The sequence below is a fragment of the Marinobacter sp. KM021 genome (assembly GCF_050707965.1).
GTDB lineage: Bacteria > Pseudomonadota > Gammaproteobacteria > Pseudomonadales > Oleiphilaceae > Marinobacter > Marinobacter shengliensis.
In genome coordinates, this window is the sequence record NZ_CP136129.1 from 4,052,962 (window position 1) to 4,067,897 (window position 14,936).

The window sequence follows — 14,936 nt, forward strand, 5'->3', positions numbered from 1 at the left end:
ACTTCTATGTTACCAAGTGTAAAGTTTGGTTACGGTTGATTATTGCAGAGAGTGTCGAAAATTTCGTCATTGATTCCCGGTATTTTTCAATTGTTTGCATTTTGGACATAATTCCGCGTCGCCGGGTGTTTGCCTGCCTGCCGCAGAGCTGGTTTTCCGCTATTATGGAGCCAGAACCATTGGGAAAGTGAGAGGGATAGCCATGTTCCAGCTTGTATTCAGGGGTGAATGCGCGCCAGGTACTGATGTCGAGACTGCCCGCAACAACGCCCGGGCCCTGTTCAAGGCCAGCGTGGAGCAACTGGACCGCATGTTCAGTGGCCAGCCAGTCGTTATTCGTAACAAGCTGGAACAGGTTCAGGCAGAGAAGTACCAGGCGGTGCTGCGCAAGCATGGCATGATTGCCCATGTACAACCGATGGCCGGGGCTGCCCAGGTTGCGGCCCCGGCACCGAAACCTGCGCCGGTTTCCCAGGCTGATCAGCAAGCCGAGACTGAAGCACCATCGGCCCCGCCGAAACCGGCCTCTGAGGGCAATGTGCCGGCGACCGAACCCGGAGATCGCCTACCGGTGGCCGGTGACAAAGTGGATGATATCCTCGCGGGCTCAGGCCTGACCCTGGACCCGGTGGGTGTCACCCTGGTGGAACACGAAGACCCGGAAACGCCCATGTTCGAGCACCTGGATGACTGGAGCCTGGCGCCTCCTGGCTCCGATCTGGGCGTAAAACGAGATCTGCCACCACCGATGGTTCCGGACGTTTCCCACCTTTCCCTGGCCGACGATGACAAACACCGCGACAAGAGCTGACCGGGATTTGCCTGACCGGCGGTATTATCTGTTTCTGTTGTTCATTCTGGTGCCCCTGTTGTGGGCGCCAGTACTGGCGTCAGAACCCTCAGAACGCCCGAAAGTTGGGCTGGTGCTCAGTGGTGGCGGTGCCAAAGGGATGGCCCATGTGGGCGTTCTGAGGGTGCTGGAAGAAATGCGGGTGCCGGTGGATGTGGTGGTAGGCACCAGTGCCGGCTCCGCCGTGGCGGCACTCTACGCCTCGGGTATGTCGGTATCCGAGATTGAGCAGCGGTTTCTGGAGCTGGACTGGTTGTCCAGCTTCCGCGACGACCCCGGCCGGGCGTTCAAGCCGGTCCGGCGCAAACAGGACGATTGGCGTCTGCCACTGGTGCCCGGCCTGGGGGTCAGCAGGCAAGGTGTGCACCTGGGCGGAGGCTTGGTGACCGGGCAGAATCTTGGCTTTATCCTCAATGAACTCACCCGCAATGCTGCCCTGGTTGAAAATTTCGATCAGTTACCCATTCCCTTCCGAGCCGTGGCCACCGACCTTGAAACCGGTGAAGAGGTGGTCATCGGAGACGGTAATCTTGCTGAGGCCATTCGGGCCAGCATGAGCATTCCGGGCGTTTATGCGCCAGTTGAGCGCAACGGTCGGCTGTTGGTGGACGGAGGCGTTGCCAACAATCTGCCGGTCAGTGTAGCCCGGGAGATGGGCGCGGATGTGGTCATTGCCGTGGATATCACCGATCCGATGATGGGCGCCGATCAATTGCGGGAGGCTTTCTCGGTGGTGGGGCAACTGACTACCCTGATAACCCGCAGGAATACCGATGCCCAGTTGGCACTGCTGACCGAGCAAGACGTGTTGGTTCACCCGGACCTCGAAGGCTTTGGCTCCGCCGACTTTTACGATGCACCGGTCCTGTTCGAACTGGGTGCCACCGCCGCCCGAGAGCATGCGGTTGCCCTGAATCGGCTGTCGGTGCCTGAGGAACAGTGGGCGGCGTATCAGTCGCGCCGTGCCGCAGGCAGTTGGGTGCCTGGGCCTGTGGTTCGGGTTGAGATCGCCCAGGGCGAGCGTCTGGCGACAGACTTCCTGAGGGAGCGGATTCGCCAGCAACCGGGGGAGGTGCTGGACGTACCGGAGCTTGAGGCAGACCTGAAGCGTATCTATGGCCTTGGCTATTACGAATCCGTGGGCTGGTCACTGGCACCTACGGAAGCGGGGCCGGTCCTTGTGATACGGGCGCGGGAGAAAAGCTGGGGACCTAATTACCTGTCATTCGGGCTCAACTATGAAGATAACTTTGAGGGAAATACCCGCTTCAATCTGGCAGCCGGCCTGCGCATGACCGAGCTGAACCGGTTGGGCGCCGAGTGGCTGACCGGTGTTCAGCTGGGCACCCAGCCCTGGGTCCGAAGCCAGTGGTACCAGCCGCTGACCTTCGGCTATGACCGGTTTGCCGTGGTCGGTGTGGAGTATCGACGCGACGATTACAGCATCTACGATCAGGGCCGGCGCATCTCGGAAGTGGATGTCACCTTCCGGCAAGTGGACCTGGCCTTGGGCATGGAGCTGGGAGGCAACGGAGAAGTTCGTCTGGCCTATGTGCGCGGGTATGCCTCGGTTGATGACGAAGTGGGTGTTCCGGTCGCCCCCGCCGACAATGTGCATCAGGGGCATGTCAGCTTGCAGCTGGTGCACGATTCCCTGAGCGATGCCTTCTTCCCGAAATCTGGTGCGTTTGCCGGGATCCGCGGGCGGATTGAGCGGGAAGATCTCGGCTCAGACCGGCACTTTGATGGCGTGACGGCCATGCTGCTGGGTACTGGCACCTGGGAGCGTTTTAACCTGACCGGGCTGCTGTATACCCGCCAGATTTTCAGCGGCGATGCCGGTATTGAAAACGCCGCCCGCCTGGGTGGTTTTCGCCAGCTTTCAGCCTATGCCCCGGGGGAAATTACCGGCAACGACGCGGTGTTGGCCTCTGTGTACGGTCGGCGGGAGTTTGGTGGTCCGGTCATGCCCTGGTTTGCCGGCGCCGGTTTTGAAACCGGCAATGCCTGGGACAGTATGCGCGATGCCCGGTGGGGCGACACCGTGCGTTCCTGGAGTGCCTTTGCTGGCGTGGATACCCTGCTCGGGCCGGTGCAACTGGCCGCTGCCTACAACAACGAGGATAACTGGACCGCCTACCTGAATATCGGCTTCTCGTTTACCCAGCTGTTCTACTGACCCATCAGCCAGCGCCAGTCTCAACCCACGTTGATGGCGGCCAGAACCTGTTCGCATTGCTGGATGGCGTATCGGTGCAGGATGCTTGCCAGGGCCGCTTCGTCCCGGTTGCCAATGGCGCGGATGGATTCTTCCATGTGTGCCAGATTGTCCTCCAGTACTTGTGCCCCGCCTTGGCGAAAGGCGACAAATGCACAACGTTTGGCCGAGGGCCAGAGGTCATCAATGGCGGAGACGATAAAGTAGTTGTCCGCGTACACCAGTGACGCCTTGGTGTATTCAATGCCCAGTTCCAGAAACGCCATCAGGTCGTTTTTCTGGTAGCAGTCCTTCATTTGCCGATACAGATTTTCAAGCCGGGCCATGTCCTCGGGTTGCCATTGTCGCACCAGTTTTTGGCCGGTGTGGGTCAGGTACAGTTCGAGAATTTCATAGAGACTTCGTACAAAGTGCTCGTCCAGCGGGGTAACGAATGCCCCCTTGCGTGGCACGTTGCGGACCAGGTGCCGTTTTTCCAGCAGTAACAGCGCCTCGCGGATGGAACCATGACTGACGTCCATCTCTTTGGCCATGGAGCTTTCGTAGATGCGCTCACCGGATCTCAGCTGTTCAAAGGCAATCAGGTTTTCAATATGGCGGGCGACTTGTTCGGTCAGGGTTTCTCTGGGCTTGAATGCGTTCATGGGTTATCTGTTTACAGCAGGTGAACCGTCGGAAAGGCCATGGTCGCACAATGTTTCTGCCGGAGCCAGAATAACCGCTACAGCAACGGCGCCAGCAGTCGCACCGCGCGACAGCTGAGTCGGAAGAGGATGGATCGGTCCTGGTAGTCTCGCTCAGTCATTCTCTGGCAGTACTCAAGGTCTTCCCGGAGCATGGAGTCGACCGAGCGGACGAAGTCCTCGTTGGTGTTCACCGCCGTGATCTCGAAGTTCAGGCGCATGGAGCGATTGTCCAGGTTCGCCGTGCCCACGGCAGCATAACGGTCATCCACCAGCACCACCTTCTGGTGCATGAAACCGGGCTGGTAGCGATAGATCCCGATGCCGGCCTGGCTGGCTTGCACCAGGTAGGAATAGGCCGCCAGGCGAATAAGCCGGCTGTCGGATTTTTCCGGAATCAGGATGCGAACGTCCACCCCCCGCAGTGCCGCCAGCTGCAGGGCGTTCATGATCTGGAAATCTGGTACAAAATAGGGCGACGCAATCCAGATTCGGGTGCGGGCATTGTTGATGCTGTTCAGGAAGAATAGCGTGCAGGTTTCCCAGGTGTCTGCAGGCCCGGTAGGCAGCACCAGAACCTGTTGATCACCGCCGGTGTCAAAGCCCGGGTGCCAGTCCAGTTCCGGGCGGATATTGCTGGCCCAGTGCCAGTCTTCCAGCCACGCCAGCTGCAACCCGGTCACGGCCGGGCCCTCAATGCGACAGTGGGTATCGCGCCAGGGTTCCTGGTCCATCGCGGTGCCCAGGTATTCGTCGCCCAGGTTAATGCCGCCAACAAAGCCCACCTTGCCATCACAGACCAGTAACTTCCGGTGGTTCCGGAAATTGATCTGGAAACGCCGGCGGCGCACGTTACCGTTGCCGAACGAAGCGATGCGCGCGCCGGCGGCTGACAGCTCGTTAAGCCAGCGCCGTGACAGCAACACACTGCCGATGTCGTCGTACAGAAACCACACCTCGACACCCTGCGCCAGCTTGCGTTCCAGAATCGCCTTGATGCGCTGCCCCACCTTGTCTGAGCGCACGATGTAGAACTCCAGCAGAATGTATTGCCTGGCATCCTCCATGGCTTCGAACAGGGCCTCAAAGGTTGCGGTTCCGTCTTTCAGCAGGGTGCACTGGTTGCCGCTGGTAAACGGCTGCCGGCTCAACTTGCACAGCACCTGCAGCTCATCGCTGAAATGTTCGTGGCCGGGGTTGGAGATCGACGTGGTCTGCTTCTCGAACTGGTCCAGCAGGGTGGTCAGGGACTGATCGCCCATCCGGCGGGCTTTGACATAACCGCCAAAGCGGCTTCTGCCGAACAGAACAAACAGTGGCACCGCGATATAGGGCAGGCCTACCAGCGCGATGATCCAGGCAATGGCCCCCTGGGCGGTGCGATAGCTGAGCAGGATCCGATAAATGCAGGCCAGGGCCGCCAGGTACAGTGCAGCAAGGGGGATGGCCAGCAGTGACAGGTTATCCGGGGTCATCTCTTGCCTTCCTGGTGGCTTGCCCTGAACTGGGCCGGTGCCACGCCGGTCCAGCGTTTGAAGGCACGGCTGAAGGCGCTGAGTTCGGAAAAGCCTAGCAGGAAGGCAATTTCTCCCAGTGCGTACTGATCGTCAGCCACATACCGAAGGGCTTTGTCCTGGCGCACCTGTTCCACCAGGTCATGGAAGCTCAGGCCTTCTTTTTTCAGCTTGCGGTACAGGGTCTGGCGGCTCATATGGCATTGCCGGGCCAGGGTGTCGGCATCAATGCGATCGGTGGCCATCTGGCGCGAAATCAGGCGGCGAACCTTGCGGCTGAACGACTTCCGCGTTTGCAGACGGGCCAGTACCGCATTGACCTGCTTCAGCATGGCGGAATAGACATACGGGTTGCGATGGGGAATCGGGTGCCCGAGGTGCTGGCTGGAGAACGCCATTCTGGTGATGCCGGCACCAAAAATAACCGGCCCGCCAAACAGTTTCCGGTACTCGCTGGCATAGCCGGGTTCCGGATGGGCCACTTCCAGCCAGTCGGCTTCAATGCCCCGGTGAATAAAATGACGGGTTCGACACAGGGCCGCCGCCAGGGTGCGATCCATATCCTGACGACAGTAGTGATCGGGGTGGTCTGGCTGCCAGGTCAGGATGGCCTGATCCGGCGTTTGCTCAAAGCTCAGGGTTACCGATTCGTTGATCAGCCGGTGCAGCCGCACGTACTGCACGACGGCCTCGCCCAGTGTGTCGCAATTGAAGAATACATGCCCGACCAGGCCCATTCGTTCAGGGTCAACAACCTGCCCGGCATGCAGTCCAACACCGGGGTCTCCAGTCAGTTGTTCCGCCAGTTCCCAAAGTTGGTAGTGAGTGCTGGCGGGAATGCGCAAATCCGGATCTTCCAGGGCTTCCAGGCTCAGGCCGGTGAGCGCCTCTACGCGGGAGCGGTCTAACAGCCCGAGCGTATCAAGGTAGTGAACCAGTGCCAGGGTGCTGGACGCCGCAACCTGCGGGGGATCGGCTTGGTCCATTTGCGCGTGCATGCCGATGGTTGGCTCCGGGTGGTTGTGTGTCAGAGTGATACAAAATGTCAAACGATTGGCACAGCCAGTCAACGGCTTGCCATAGCTTCAACGATAGCATGGTACGCATCAGGTTGAAGTAGCCAACAGGCAAAATGGAGGTGTTGTATGGAACGGGAAATCTTTGTACCCCATAACGAGGCCGAGCGTAAAAACGTTTTGGCACTGGCGGAATATCTGGACAGCATCTTCTACTGTTGATCTGTCCGTCGTAATGTCTGTGACCTTCTGGCCGGGTTTATCCCGGCTTTTTTGTGCCTGCGGTTTGTCTGCCTAATTTCTCCTTGCCCCCGAGTCTGGCGATGGTAGTGTATCCGGTTCATCCCCATCACCGGAGGCTGTCAGCGCATGACCGTTGAACTGAATCATCGTATTACCGGCCAGGGCGAGCCCCTGATCCTGCTGCATGGGCTGTTCGGCTCCCTTGAGAACCTTGGGGGTATCGCCCGCCGCCTGGAAGATGGCTGGCAGATTCACGCCCTCGATCAGCGCAATCACGGTAGTTCGCCCCACACCGACGACATGGATTACCCGGCCATGGCGGCCGATGTGGTGGCCTACATGGACGCTCACAATCTGGACAAGGCCTGGGTGCTGGGTCATTCCATGGGTGGCAAGGTGGCGATGCAGGTCGCCTTGGGTTATCCGGAACGGGTCAAGGGTATCATCGTCGCGGACATAGCACCGGTCACCTACAAAGCCCGGCATGATGCGGTTCTGGATGGTATGAAGAACCTGGACCTGGTTGGCGTAACAACTCGCCAGGAAGCGGACAAGCGCCTGGCCGAATTTGTTGAAATCCCGGGCGTGCGGCAGTTCCTGCTGAAAAACCTGGAGCGGATACCGGCAGAGCAGGCCCGTGATGGTGATCAGATGTTCCGCTGGCGCCTGAATTTGCCTGTGATTGACACTTGTTATCAGAAACTGGCCGCCGCGCCGGAGGGTGAGGGGCCATACAATGGTCCGGTGCTGTTTATCAAAGGCGCTGATTCCGCCTATATCCAAAGCAAACATCAAGACCCCATCCGGCAACTGTTCCCGGCCGCCGAACTGAAGATAATCGAGGGTACCGGGCACTGGCTGCATGCGGAAAAGCCCGATACCTTTGCGGCTTTGTGTCGTCGTTTTCTCGGATCCTGACGGCCTGTCCTGCGTTGCCAGAAACCCGGTAATGTCTGCTAAGGTTAGGGTGCTTTGATATTGCCTACCGTCTAACAATCACCAATGGATCGGGCGCACATGATGAAATGGTTGTTGATAGGCCTGCTGGTCATCTTTCTACTGCTGGGCAGCTTCCTGCTCACGCCGTCGCCGGTTGACAGCAAGGCCTGGGAGGCACCATCGCCGCCGGCCATGACCGGTGTGCTGGCGCCCAACGAACGCCTGCGCCTGGCAGACTTGCTGGCCCGGGGCCAGGTCTATGGTCCGGAAGATACCACCATTGATGCAAACGGCGTGCTTTACACCGGTACCCAGGACGGCAAGATCGTGCGCGTGTTTCCTGATGGTACTGTAGAGAATTGGCTGGAGACCGGCGGACGGCCACTGGGTATGGTATTCGATGCCCAGGGCAACCTGATTGTCGCTGATGCCTGGAAAGGCCTGCTGTCCATCACCCCAGACGGCACCCTGTCGGTACTGACCCGCGAGGCCGAAGGCACGCCGTTCCGCTTTACCGATGACGTGGACATTGCGCCGGATGGCCGTATCTATTTCACCGACGCCAGTTCCCGCTTCCGCCAGCCGGACTACCTTCTGGATTTGCTGGAAATGCGCCCCCACGGCCGCCTGCTTCGTTATAATCCTCGTACCCGCCGTACCGAAGTCCTGCTGGCCAACCTGCACTTTGCCAACGGCGTGGCGGTGTCGCCGGCGGGTGACTACGTGCTGGTTAACGAAACCTGGAAGTACCGTATCCTGAAATACTGGATCACCGGGCCCAGGGCGGGCCAGGCTGAAGTCTTTGCAGACAACCTGCCCGGGTTTCCCGATAACCTGGCCGTAGATGATCAGGACCGCTACTGGGTCGCGTTTCCAACCTTACGCAATGCTCAGGTGGACAGCATGCATCGCAAGCCCTGGCTGAAGAATCTGGTGGCCAAGTTGCCTGACAGTCTGAAGCCCCAGCCACAGGAGTATGGGCTGGTGGTTGCCTTTGATGCCAGCGGTAAGATGATCACCAGCCTGCACGATACGCGCGGCAGCCACCTTCAGGAAATCACCTCGGTGAATCCCCATGATGGCGTTCTATACTTTGGTTCACTTCACAATGACCGTATTGGCCGGCTACCGTTGCACGCTATTCCCGGCCTTGGAGAGCAACCATGACACAGGCGCTGAACTGGGACTTGCCTGACCCGTTTACCATGACCATCACCGTTCGCCCGGAGGACACCGACCGGCTGGGGCACGCCAATAATGTGGTGTATGTGCGCTGGCTGGAAGAGGTGAGCTGGCAGCACATCGACAGCCTGGGCATGACCTGGGCCCTGCATGAAGAGACCGGCAAGGCCATGGCGATTACTCGCACTGAGCTGGATTACCTGGCCTCTGCCAATGCCGGGGATGAACTGGTGCTGGGTACCTGGCTCACCGACTGGGATGGCCGTTTCCGCTCTGCCCGGCAGTTTCAGCTGATTCGCCCGGCCGATGGCAAAACCTTGCTGCGCGCGCTCTCCACCCATGCCTGTGTCGATATGAAATCCCAGCGGCCAGCCCGGGCGCCCAAGGCCTTCGCCGAGATACTTGGCGGCGCGCTGGTAGCCGGCGGGCGGGGCCTGCCCGGTTGAGGCCGGGCAGGTAAAATTCTGCTAGTCTGAGAGTTCAGGCCGGTAACGGCACCGTTCACTGCTGTCTGGAGACACCCATGGAATCATCTGATCTGACCGAAACCGGCACCATGCGCCACGTGGTCTATGATCGCTTTGGTGAGCGTGATGTGCTGCGCGTGACAGAATCGCCCATTCCGCAACCGGGTGAGGGCGAGGTGCTTGTTCGCGTACACGGAGCCGGCCTCAATCCCATCGACTGGAAAACCCGTAAGGGCATGGGATTCGTCGCAACCCAGATAGAAAACAGTCTGCCCTGGACGCCCGGTTACGACGCGGCGGGTGAAGTGGTGGACGTGGGTGAAGGTGTGACCACGCTGGTGCCGGGCGACCGGGTGATGGGCATGATCGGTTTCCCGGTCACTGGCGGAGCCTACGCCGAGTACGCCATTGCCGACGCTGAAGATCTCGCCATTGTGCCGGAAGAGCTGGACCTGATCGCGGCTGCCGGCGTGCCCCTTGCTGCGCTCACTGCCTGGCAGGCCTTATTTGAGGTGGCGGAGCTGGAGTCTGGCCAGAAAATCCTGATTCATGCCGGGGCCGGCGGTGTTGGGCACTTTGCGGTTCAGTTTGCCCTGGAGCGGGGCGCCCACGTCATCGTGACGGCGTCCTCCCGTAACCGGGATTTCCTGGCGGAACTGGGGGTACATGAGGTGATCGACTACCACACCACCGACTTCACCGAAGAATGCTATGGCCTGGATGTGGTGCTGGACCTGGTAGGGGGAGAGACCGGCAAGCGTTCCCTGCAAACCCTCAGTGATTCCGGCGTGCTGGTAACCATCCCCACGGTGACCGCCGATGAAGTGGTCAGCGCCGCAGAAGCCATGGGCGTTCGAGCCCACGGCATGCGCTCACGGCCGGATGCCTTCCATCTGGATGAAATCGCCGAGTTGATTGAAGACGGTGATGTGAAGGTCCATGTTGAGCAGGTATTTTCCCTGGACCAGGTACAGGCAGCCCACGAACTGCTGGAAGGCGGTCATGTGCGGGGCAAGCTGGTGCTGGATTGCCGTTAATCGGCCTGATTGGCTTTGCGGGCAATCCGGTTCAATAACCGGGAGGCGGCAAAGAAACCAAAACTGGCGGTTACCGGGCTGGCTGCGCCGAAGCCGGAGGCGCAGTCAAGCCGCACCGGACCCTCGGTGGCCGGCTTCTGAAGGCACACCTCGCCATCGGCGGCGGGGTAGGTGAGCTGTTCCAGTGAATACACCGCCTCAATTCCAAAACGCCGCTTTGGATTCCGGGAGAACCCGTACTCCCGGCGCAGCATATTGCGCACCTTTGCCAACAACGGGTCCTGGGTGGTCTTGCTCAGGTCGGCCACCTGAATCTGGGTTGGGTCCATCTGGCCGCCGGCCCCGCCGGCACAGACAATCGGAACCTTCCGCCGCTGGCAATGGGCAATCAGCGCTGCTTTCGCCTTCACGCTGTCGATGGCGTCCACCACCCCGGTCATATCCTCGGTAATCAACTCTGCCACGTTCTTGGTGGTTAAAAACCCGAAATGCACCCGGATATCCGCCTGGGGGTTGATGGCCTTCAGCCGCTCGGCCATGGCATCGGTCTTGGTGTGGCCATACTGGCCCTCCAGGGCATGCAGCTGGCGGTTGGTGTTGGACACACAGATGTCGTCCATGTCGATCAGGGTGAGCGTGCCGATGCCGCTGCGAGCCAGCGATTCAGCGGCCCAGGAGCCAACACCACCGAGGCCGACGATGGCTATGTGGGCATTACGGAAGGCGTTCAGGGCCTTGCGGCCATAGAGGCGCTCTATGCCGCCAAAGCGGAACGGATAATCATCGGCGGTCATTCAGCCTCCGGAATGCAGGGAAAAAAGAGAAGCGCATTGTAACCGAGACTGCCGCAGGCGGGAAAACGCGATAAAAAAAGCCGCGCAAGAGCGCGGCTTCAAGAAGGTACCCGGCTCGGCAAGAGGCGGGTTGGACTAGTTCAGAGACACTAATCAACGTGACTATTATCAAGTTCTGATCTGTCTTTAAGAAGGTCAGAAGTTGCCAATTACCGGTCATTTTCGGCCAGCCATTTTGGCCAGACCGGTATTGCCGTTTAAGCCACCCAGTGCTCGTCTTCAAACGCCATCAGGCTGTCTTTGCCGGTCTGGATGTCTTTTAGCAGCCAGTCCACTTCAGGCATCAGCTTCTCGAAATAGTAGCGGGCGGATACCTGCTTGCCCTCAAGCAACGGCTTATTACCCTCTCCGAGTTGCAGCTGCTGGCCTGCGACGCCGGCCATGCGAGACCACAGATAACCGATCACGGTCAGGGCCATAATCCGCAGGTACGGGGTGGCGGCAGCGCCGGCCTGTTCCGGATCTTTGGGGGCATTCTGGGCCAGCCACATGGTGGCCTGTTCCAGACTCTTCAGCGCAACCTTGAGTTCTTCGCGGTACGGCGCCTCCGGGTTGTCCTTCAGGTATCCGGTCAGTTCTGCGAACAGGGCGCGAACCAGTTGGCCTCCCTTGAGGGACAGCTTCCGGCCCACCAGGTCCATCGCCTGGATGCCGTTGGTGCCCTCATAGATGCGGGCAATACGGCCGTCCCGAACCAGCTGCTCCAGCGGCCAATCCTGGGTGAAGCCAGAACCGCCCAGAACCTGCTGGCCCCAGTTGGCGTTGTTATAGCCTTCGTCGGTCAGGAAGGCTTTAACCACAGGCGTCAGCAGCTGCACCAGGTCATCGGCGTTTTCAAGCACGCTTTCATCCGGGTGAGCCACGGAAAGGTCCAGTTGATGGCCAGTGAACAGCGCCAGTGCCCGCATACCTTCATTCAGCACCTTCTGGCGCATCAGCATGCGGCGTACGTCCGGGTGCACAATAATCGCATCAGCAGGGCCGTTCGGGTTCTTGGGGCCGCTCAGGGAGCGGCTTTGCAGGCGCTCCCTAGCAAACGCCAGGCTTTCCTGGTAAGCCATCTCGGCCAAGCCAAGGCCCTGCATGCCCACCATCAGCCGGGCTTCGTTCATCATGGTGAACATGGCGCTCATGCCCTTATTGGGCTCGCCTACCAGCCAGCCTTTGGCGCCTTCAAAATTCATCACGCAGGTGGCAGAGCCCTTGATGCCCATCTTGTGCTCAAGGCCACCACAGAAGGCGGGGTTGCGCTCGCCGGAATCCGGCAGGAACTTGGGCACCACAAACAGGGAGATGCCCTTGGTGGTGTCCGGTGCGCCCGGCAGCTTAGCCAGTACCAGGTGTACGATATTGTCGACCAGGTCGTGCTCACCGCCGGTGATCCAGATTTTGGTGCCCTCGATGGCGTAGCTGCCGTCGTCATTCGGTGTGGCCTTGGTGCGGATCAGGCCCAGATCGGTGCCGCACTGGGGCTCGGTCAGACACATGGTGCCGGTCCACTCGCCGGAAATCAGTTTTTCCAGATAAGTCTGCTTCAACTCCTCGGAGCCGTGCGCATACAGGGCGCTGATGGCACCGTGGGTCAGGCCGGGGTACATGCCCAGGGACAGGTTGGTGGAGCACACCATTTCGTCCACGACAAACTTCAGGGTGTGGGGCAGGCCCTGCCCGCCGAATTCCAGTGGTGCATCCAGAGCGGTCCAGCCACCTTCCACAAACTTCTGGTAGGCCTCTTTGAAGCCGTCAGGTGTCTTGACCGATTTGGTTTCCGGATCGTAACTGCAACCCTGGCGGTCGCCAATCTGGTTAGTAGGCTGGATGACCTCTGACGCCAGTTTGCCGGCTTCATCGATCACCGCCGAAATCAGATCCGGAGTCGCATCGGCGTACTTTTCCAGTTCGTGCAGTTTGTCTGCGCCCAACACATCAAACAACAGAAAGCGAAGATCGTTCGCTGGTGCCTGGTATTGCATGGATACTCTCCTGTTTGGATTTAGCAGTCTGAATGACTGCCGGATGTCGTTGTTTCAATCCGGAAGTGTCTCTTCATACGAGCGTTTGAATTTTTTGGTTTGCTGGCTGGTGGCCCGAAGGCATTGAATTTTCGTATCACCGGCATGGTATCCATTGATAGTGGAAGGGCGTGGGAATGACGATCGTGATTGCCGGTATATCCGGTGCAATTGGTGCGGCGCTGGCGAAACGCTATCTGGAGACTTGCCCGGCCCAGGCCGTCATTGGTCTGTGTCGTGATCCTCAGCGGGCACCGGACGATCTCAGGAATCATCCCGGTGTGAGATTGCTGGCCTGGGATGCGGAAGATGAGAAGCGGCTTGATAAAGCCGAGTTGAGAACGGCATTGGACGGTTCCGGCCCGATCGTCACTGTGATTTACGCCGCTGGCCTGCTGCATGATGACCGGCTGTTTCCCGAAAAGCGATTGGACGACGTGGCGGCCGTTAACATGGCCCGCGCTTTCGCGGTCAACGCCACCGGATTTGCCTTGCTGATCCAGACCTTGCTGCCCTGGCTGCGGCATCGTGAGTTCAAGCGCGTGGCGGCCATCTCGGCCAAGGTGGGGTCGATATCCGATAACGGGTTTGGCGGCTGGTACGCTTATAGAAGTTCAAAAGCCGCCCTGAACATGCTGGTGCGGAATCTTTCCATCGAACTGCCTCGTCGGTGCAAGCCCATTGCCTGCGTGGCGCTGCATCCGGGGACCACCGAGTCGACCCTGAGTGCACCGTTCAGCCAGTCATTGTCCAAACTGACGGTACATAAGCCCTTGCAGACGGCTGATAACCTGATCCGGGTATTGGGCGCCCTGGACGACAGCAGTAACGGTCGGTTCTTCAGTTGGGATGGTTCGGAGTTACCCTGGTAGGCGGCGCCAGGCGGGACACTATAGCGGCACCGCCCAGCTGAGCATGGAGTAATAAAGCCCGATGCCGACGAGCACATTGAATGGAAAGGTGACGCCCAGGGAAGCCAGCATAGCCAGGCCGATATTGGCATCGGGAACGGCGTGGCGAATCGCCACCGGTGCGGCGATGTAGGACGCACTGGCGGTGAGCGTTGCGAGGATGACGATAGAGCCGGTGTCGAGCCCGAGCAGGGTGCCCACCGTTAGCCCAGCCACCGACAGCACGGGGGGCATCGCAAGCCCAAACAGTACAACCCGCCAGTGGATCAGCTTCAGGTTGCGCAGGGTTTCGGCGGCCACCAGCCCCATCTCCAGCAGGAACAGCGACAGAATGACGGAAAACGCACTGGTCAGGGGGGCGGTGACGCCGGTGCCCTGTCCGGGCCCGTAAAGCGCTCCAATGACCACACCACCCACCAGCAGGATAACGCTTCGGTTGGTCAGGGTTTCCTGCCAGAGCGGCGTGCCCTTGGAATCGCCCGTGCGTTTGCCAAAACGCCGGTAGAACCAGAGCCCGACCATGATGGCCGGTAACTCCAGAAGTACCAGATAGAGCGTGACCTGGCCGCCGGAGCTGAGGCCGCGAGTTTCAACCCACGCCAAGGCGACGGCAAAAGTGCCGGCACTGACCGAGCCATAGTGGGCGGCGAAACTGGCGGTGTCGGCGATTGAAAGTCCGACGCCGTAACGCAGGATCGGGATCATCAGCAGGGGTAGCGCAAAGCCCAGGCCTGCTACCGCAAGCATTTCCAGAAGCAGGCCTGGTGCCAGGTTCCCGTACAGGGCCATTCCGCCCTTCAGGCCAATGGTGAGCATCAGCAGCAGGCTGAGAATGTCGTAGGCTTCTCGTGGAATGGACAGGTCAGATTTGACGGTTCCTGCTACCAGGCCGAGCAGGAAAAACATGACGATGATGTCGGGCATGTGTCAGCTGTTGCGTTTTGAATGGTGCTGGAGTTGTTACCTACTATGGATCAGTTTAGGGGGATGGGCGCCCAAGTCAATTAAAC

Annotated in this window: 13 protein-coding genes; 7 read left to right on the plus strand and 6 right to left on the minus strand. The window is 59.6% G+C overall.

Annotated features, from left to right (window positions below; all coding sequences use genetic code 11):
* Positions 1-202: 202 nt before the first annotated feature.
* On the plus strand, positions 203-811 hold the full coding sequence (locus RVM24_RS18900; RefSeq protein WP_286920919.1) for a hypothetical protein: 609 nt from the start codon (positions 203-205) through the stop codon (positions 809-811).
* A 7-nt stretch (positions 812-818) separates the two neighbouring features.
* On the plus strand, positions 819-3,029 hold the full coding sequence (locus tag RVM24_RS18905; RefSeq protein ID WP_431474574.1) for a patatin-like phospholipase family protein: 2,211 nt from the start codon (positions 819-821) through the stop codon (positions 3,027-3,029).
* Between the two features lie 20 nt (positions 3,030-3,049).
* On the opposite strand, the gene RVM24_RS18910 is transcribed toward RVM24_RS18905, so the two are convergent.
* From RVM24_RS18910 to RVM24_RS18920, 3 genes are all read right to left on the minus strand, one after another.
* Positions 3,050-3,712 carry a GntR family transcriptional regulator gene (locus RVM24_RS18910; RefSeq protein ID WP_072678631.1) on the minus strand — a complete coding sequence of 221 codons (663 nt, stop codon included), beginning with the start codon at positions 3,710-3,712 and terminating at the stop codon, positions 3,050-3,052.
* 77 nt (positions 3,713-3,789) lie between these two features.
* Positions 3,790-5,226 carry a cardiolipin synthase gene (gene cls, locus RVM24_RS18915; RefSeq protein ID WP_072678630.1) on the minus strand — a complete coding sequence of 479 codons (1,437 nt, stop codon included), beginning with the start codon at positions 5,224-5,226 and terminating at the stop codon, positions 3,790-3,792.
* A complete protein-coding gene (locus RVM24_RS18920; RefSeq protein ID WP_106694435.1) occupies positions 5,223-6,263 on the minus strand; it encodes an AraC family transcriptional regulator in 1,041 nt (346 codons plus the stop codon). The genes cls and RVM24_RS18920 overlap by 4 nt, the downstream gene beginning before the upstream one ends.
* Positions 6,264-6,650: 387 nt before the next feature.
* Here RVM24_RS18920 and RVM24_RS18925 point away from each other — a divergent pair, with 387 nt between their 5' ends.
* The 4 genes from RVM24_RS18925 to RVM24_RS18940 all read left to right on the plus strand — a co-directional run bounded on the left by RVM24_RS18925 (position 6,651) and on the right by RVM24_RS18940 (position 10,149).
* Positions 6,651-7,442: an alpha/beta fold hydrolase gene (locus tag RVM24_RS18925; protein ID WP_106694436.1), complete on the plus strand. Its 792-nt coding sequence runs from the start codon at positions 6,651-6,653 to the stop codon at positions 7,440-7,442.
* A gap of 102 nt (positions 7,443-7,544) precedes the next feature.
* On the plus strand, positions 7,545-8,630 hold the full coding sequence (locus RVM24_RS18930; protein ID WP_431475418.1) for an SMP-30/gluconolactonase/LRE family protein: 1,086 nt from the start codon (positions 7,545-7,547) through the stop codon (positions 8,628-8,630).
* The gene (locus RVM24_RS18935) at positions 8,627-9,091 is read left to right on the plus strand and encodes an acyl-CoA thioesterase (protein WP_072678627.1); all 465 of its coding nucleotides are present in this window, start codon (positions 8,627-8,629) and stop codon (positions 9,089-9,091) included. The genes RVM24_RS18930 and RVM24_RS18935 overlap by 4 nt, the downstream gene beginning before the upstream one ends.
* Before the next feature lie 77 nt (positions 9,092-9,168).
* On the plus strand, positions 9,169-10,149 hold the full coding sequence (locus RVM24_RS18940) for an NADP-dependent oxidoreductase (protein ID WP_286253507.1): 981 nt from the start codon (positions 9,169-9,171) through the stop codon (positions 10,147-10,149).
* Here the strand turns inward: RVM24_RS18940 and tcdA are convergent.
* On the minus strand, positions 10,146-10,943 hold the full coding sequence (gene tcdA, locus RVM24_RS18945) for a tRNA cyclic N6-threonylcarbamoyladenosine(37) synthase TcdA (protein WP_106694438.1): 798 nt from the start codon (positions 10,941-10,943) through the stop codon (positions 10,146-10,148). The two genes, RVM24_RS18940 and tcdA, sit on opposite strands and share 4 nt — an antisense overlap.
* A 257-nt stretch (positions 10,944-11,200) precedes the next feature.
* Positions 11,201-12,976 carry an acyl-CoA dehydrogenase C-terminal domain-containing protein gene (locus RVM24_RS18950; RefSeq protein WP_431474575.1) on the minus strand — a complete coding sequence of 592 codons (1,776 nt, stop codon included), beginning with the start codon at positions 12,974-12,976 and terminating at the stop codon, positions 11,201-11,203.
* Positions 12,977-13,152: 176 nt separating this feature from the next.
* On the opposite strand from RVM24_RS18950, the gene RVM24_RS18955 reads away from it, so the two are divergent.
* Positions 13,153-13,887, plus strand: coding sequence for an SDR family NAD(P)-dependent oxidoreductase (locus tag RVM24_RS18955; RefSeq protein WP_374813099.1), 735 nt, complete (start codon positions 13,153-13,155; stop codon positions 13,885-13,887).
* 18 nt (positions 13,888-13,905) lie between these two features.
* On the opposite strand, the gene RVM24_RS18960 is transcribed toward RVM24_RS18955, so the two are convergent.
* Positions 13,906-14,850 carry a sodium-dependent bicarbonate transport family permease gene (locus RVM24_RS18960; protein WP_106694441.1) on the minus strand — a complete coding sequence of 315 codons (945 nt, stop codon included), beginning with the start codon at positions 14,848-14,850 and terminating at the stop codon, positions 13,906-13,908.
* Positions 14,851-14,936 lie beyond the last annotated feature (86 nt).

Excerpts from the sequence above, each read along its gene's own strand:
- RVM24_RS18940 (WP_286253507.1), top strand. The coding sequence starts at position 9,169 with ATGGAATCATCTGATCTGACCGAAACCGGCACCATGCGCCACGTGGTC.
- RVM24_RS18910 (WP_072678631.1), bottom strand. The coding sequence starts at position 3,712 with ATGAACGCATTCAAGCCCAGAGAAACCCTGACCGAACAAGTCGCCCGC.
- RVM24_RS18925 (WP_106694436.1), top strand. The coding sequence starts at position 6,651 with ATGACCGTTGAACTGAATCATCGTATTACCGGCCAGGGCGAGCCCCTG.
- cls (WP_072678630.1), bottom strand. The coding sequence starts at position 5,226 with ATGACCCCGGATAACCTGTCACTGCTGGCCATCCCCCTTGCTGCACTG.
- tcdA (WP_106694438.1), bottom strand. The coding sequence starts at position 10,943 with ATGACCGCCGATGATTATCCGTTCCGCTTTGGCGGCATAGAGCGCCTC.
- RVM24_RS18960 (WP_106694441.1), bottom strand. The coding sequence starts at position 14,850 with ATGCCCGACATCATCGTCATGTTTTTCCTGCTCGGCCTGGTAGCAGGA.
- RVM24_RS18935 (WP_072678627.1), top strand. The coding sequence starts at position 8,627 with ATGACACAGGCGCTGAACTGGGACTTGCCTGACCCGTTTACCATGACC.
- RVM24_RS18950 (WP_431474575.1), bottom strand. The coding sequence starts at position 12,976 with ATGCAATACCAGGCACCAGCGAACGATCTTCGCTTTCTGTTGTTTGAT.
- RVM24_RS18900 (WP_286920919.1), top strand. The coding sequence starts at position 203 with ATGTTCCAGCTTGTATTCAGGGGTGAATGCGCGCCAGGTACTGATGTC.
- RVM24_RS18920 (WP_106694435.1), bottom strand. The coding sequence starts at position 6,263 with ATGCACGCGCAAATGGACCAAGCCGATCCCCCGCAGGTTGCGGCGTCC.
- RVM24_RS18930 (WP_431475418.1), top strand. The coding sequence starts at position 7,545 with ATGAAATGGTTGTTGATAGGCCTGCTGGTCATCTTTCTACTGCTGGGC.
- RVM24_RS18955 (WP_374813099.1), top strand. The coding sequence starts at position 13,153 with ATGACGATCGTGATTGCCGGTATATCCGGTGCAATTGGTGCGGCGCTG.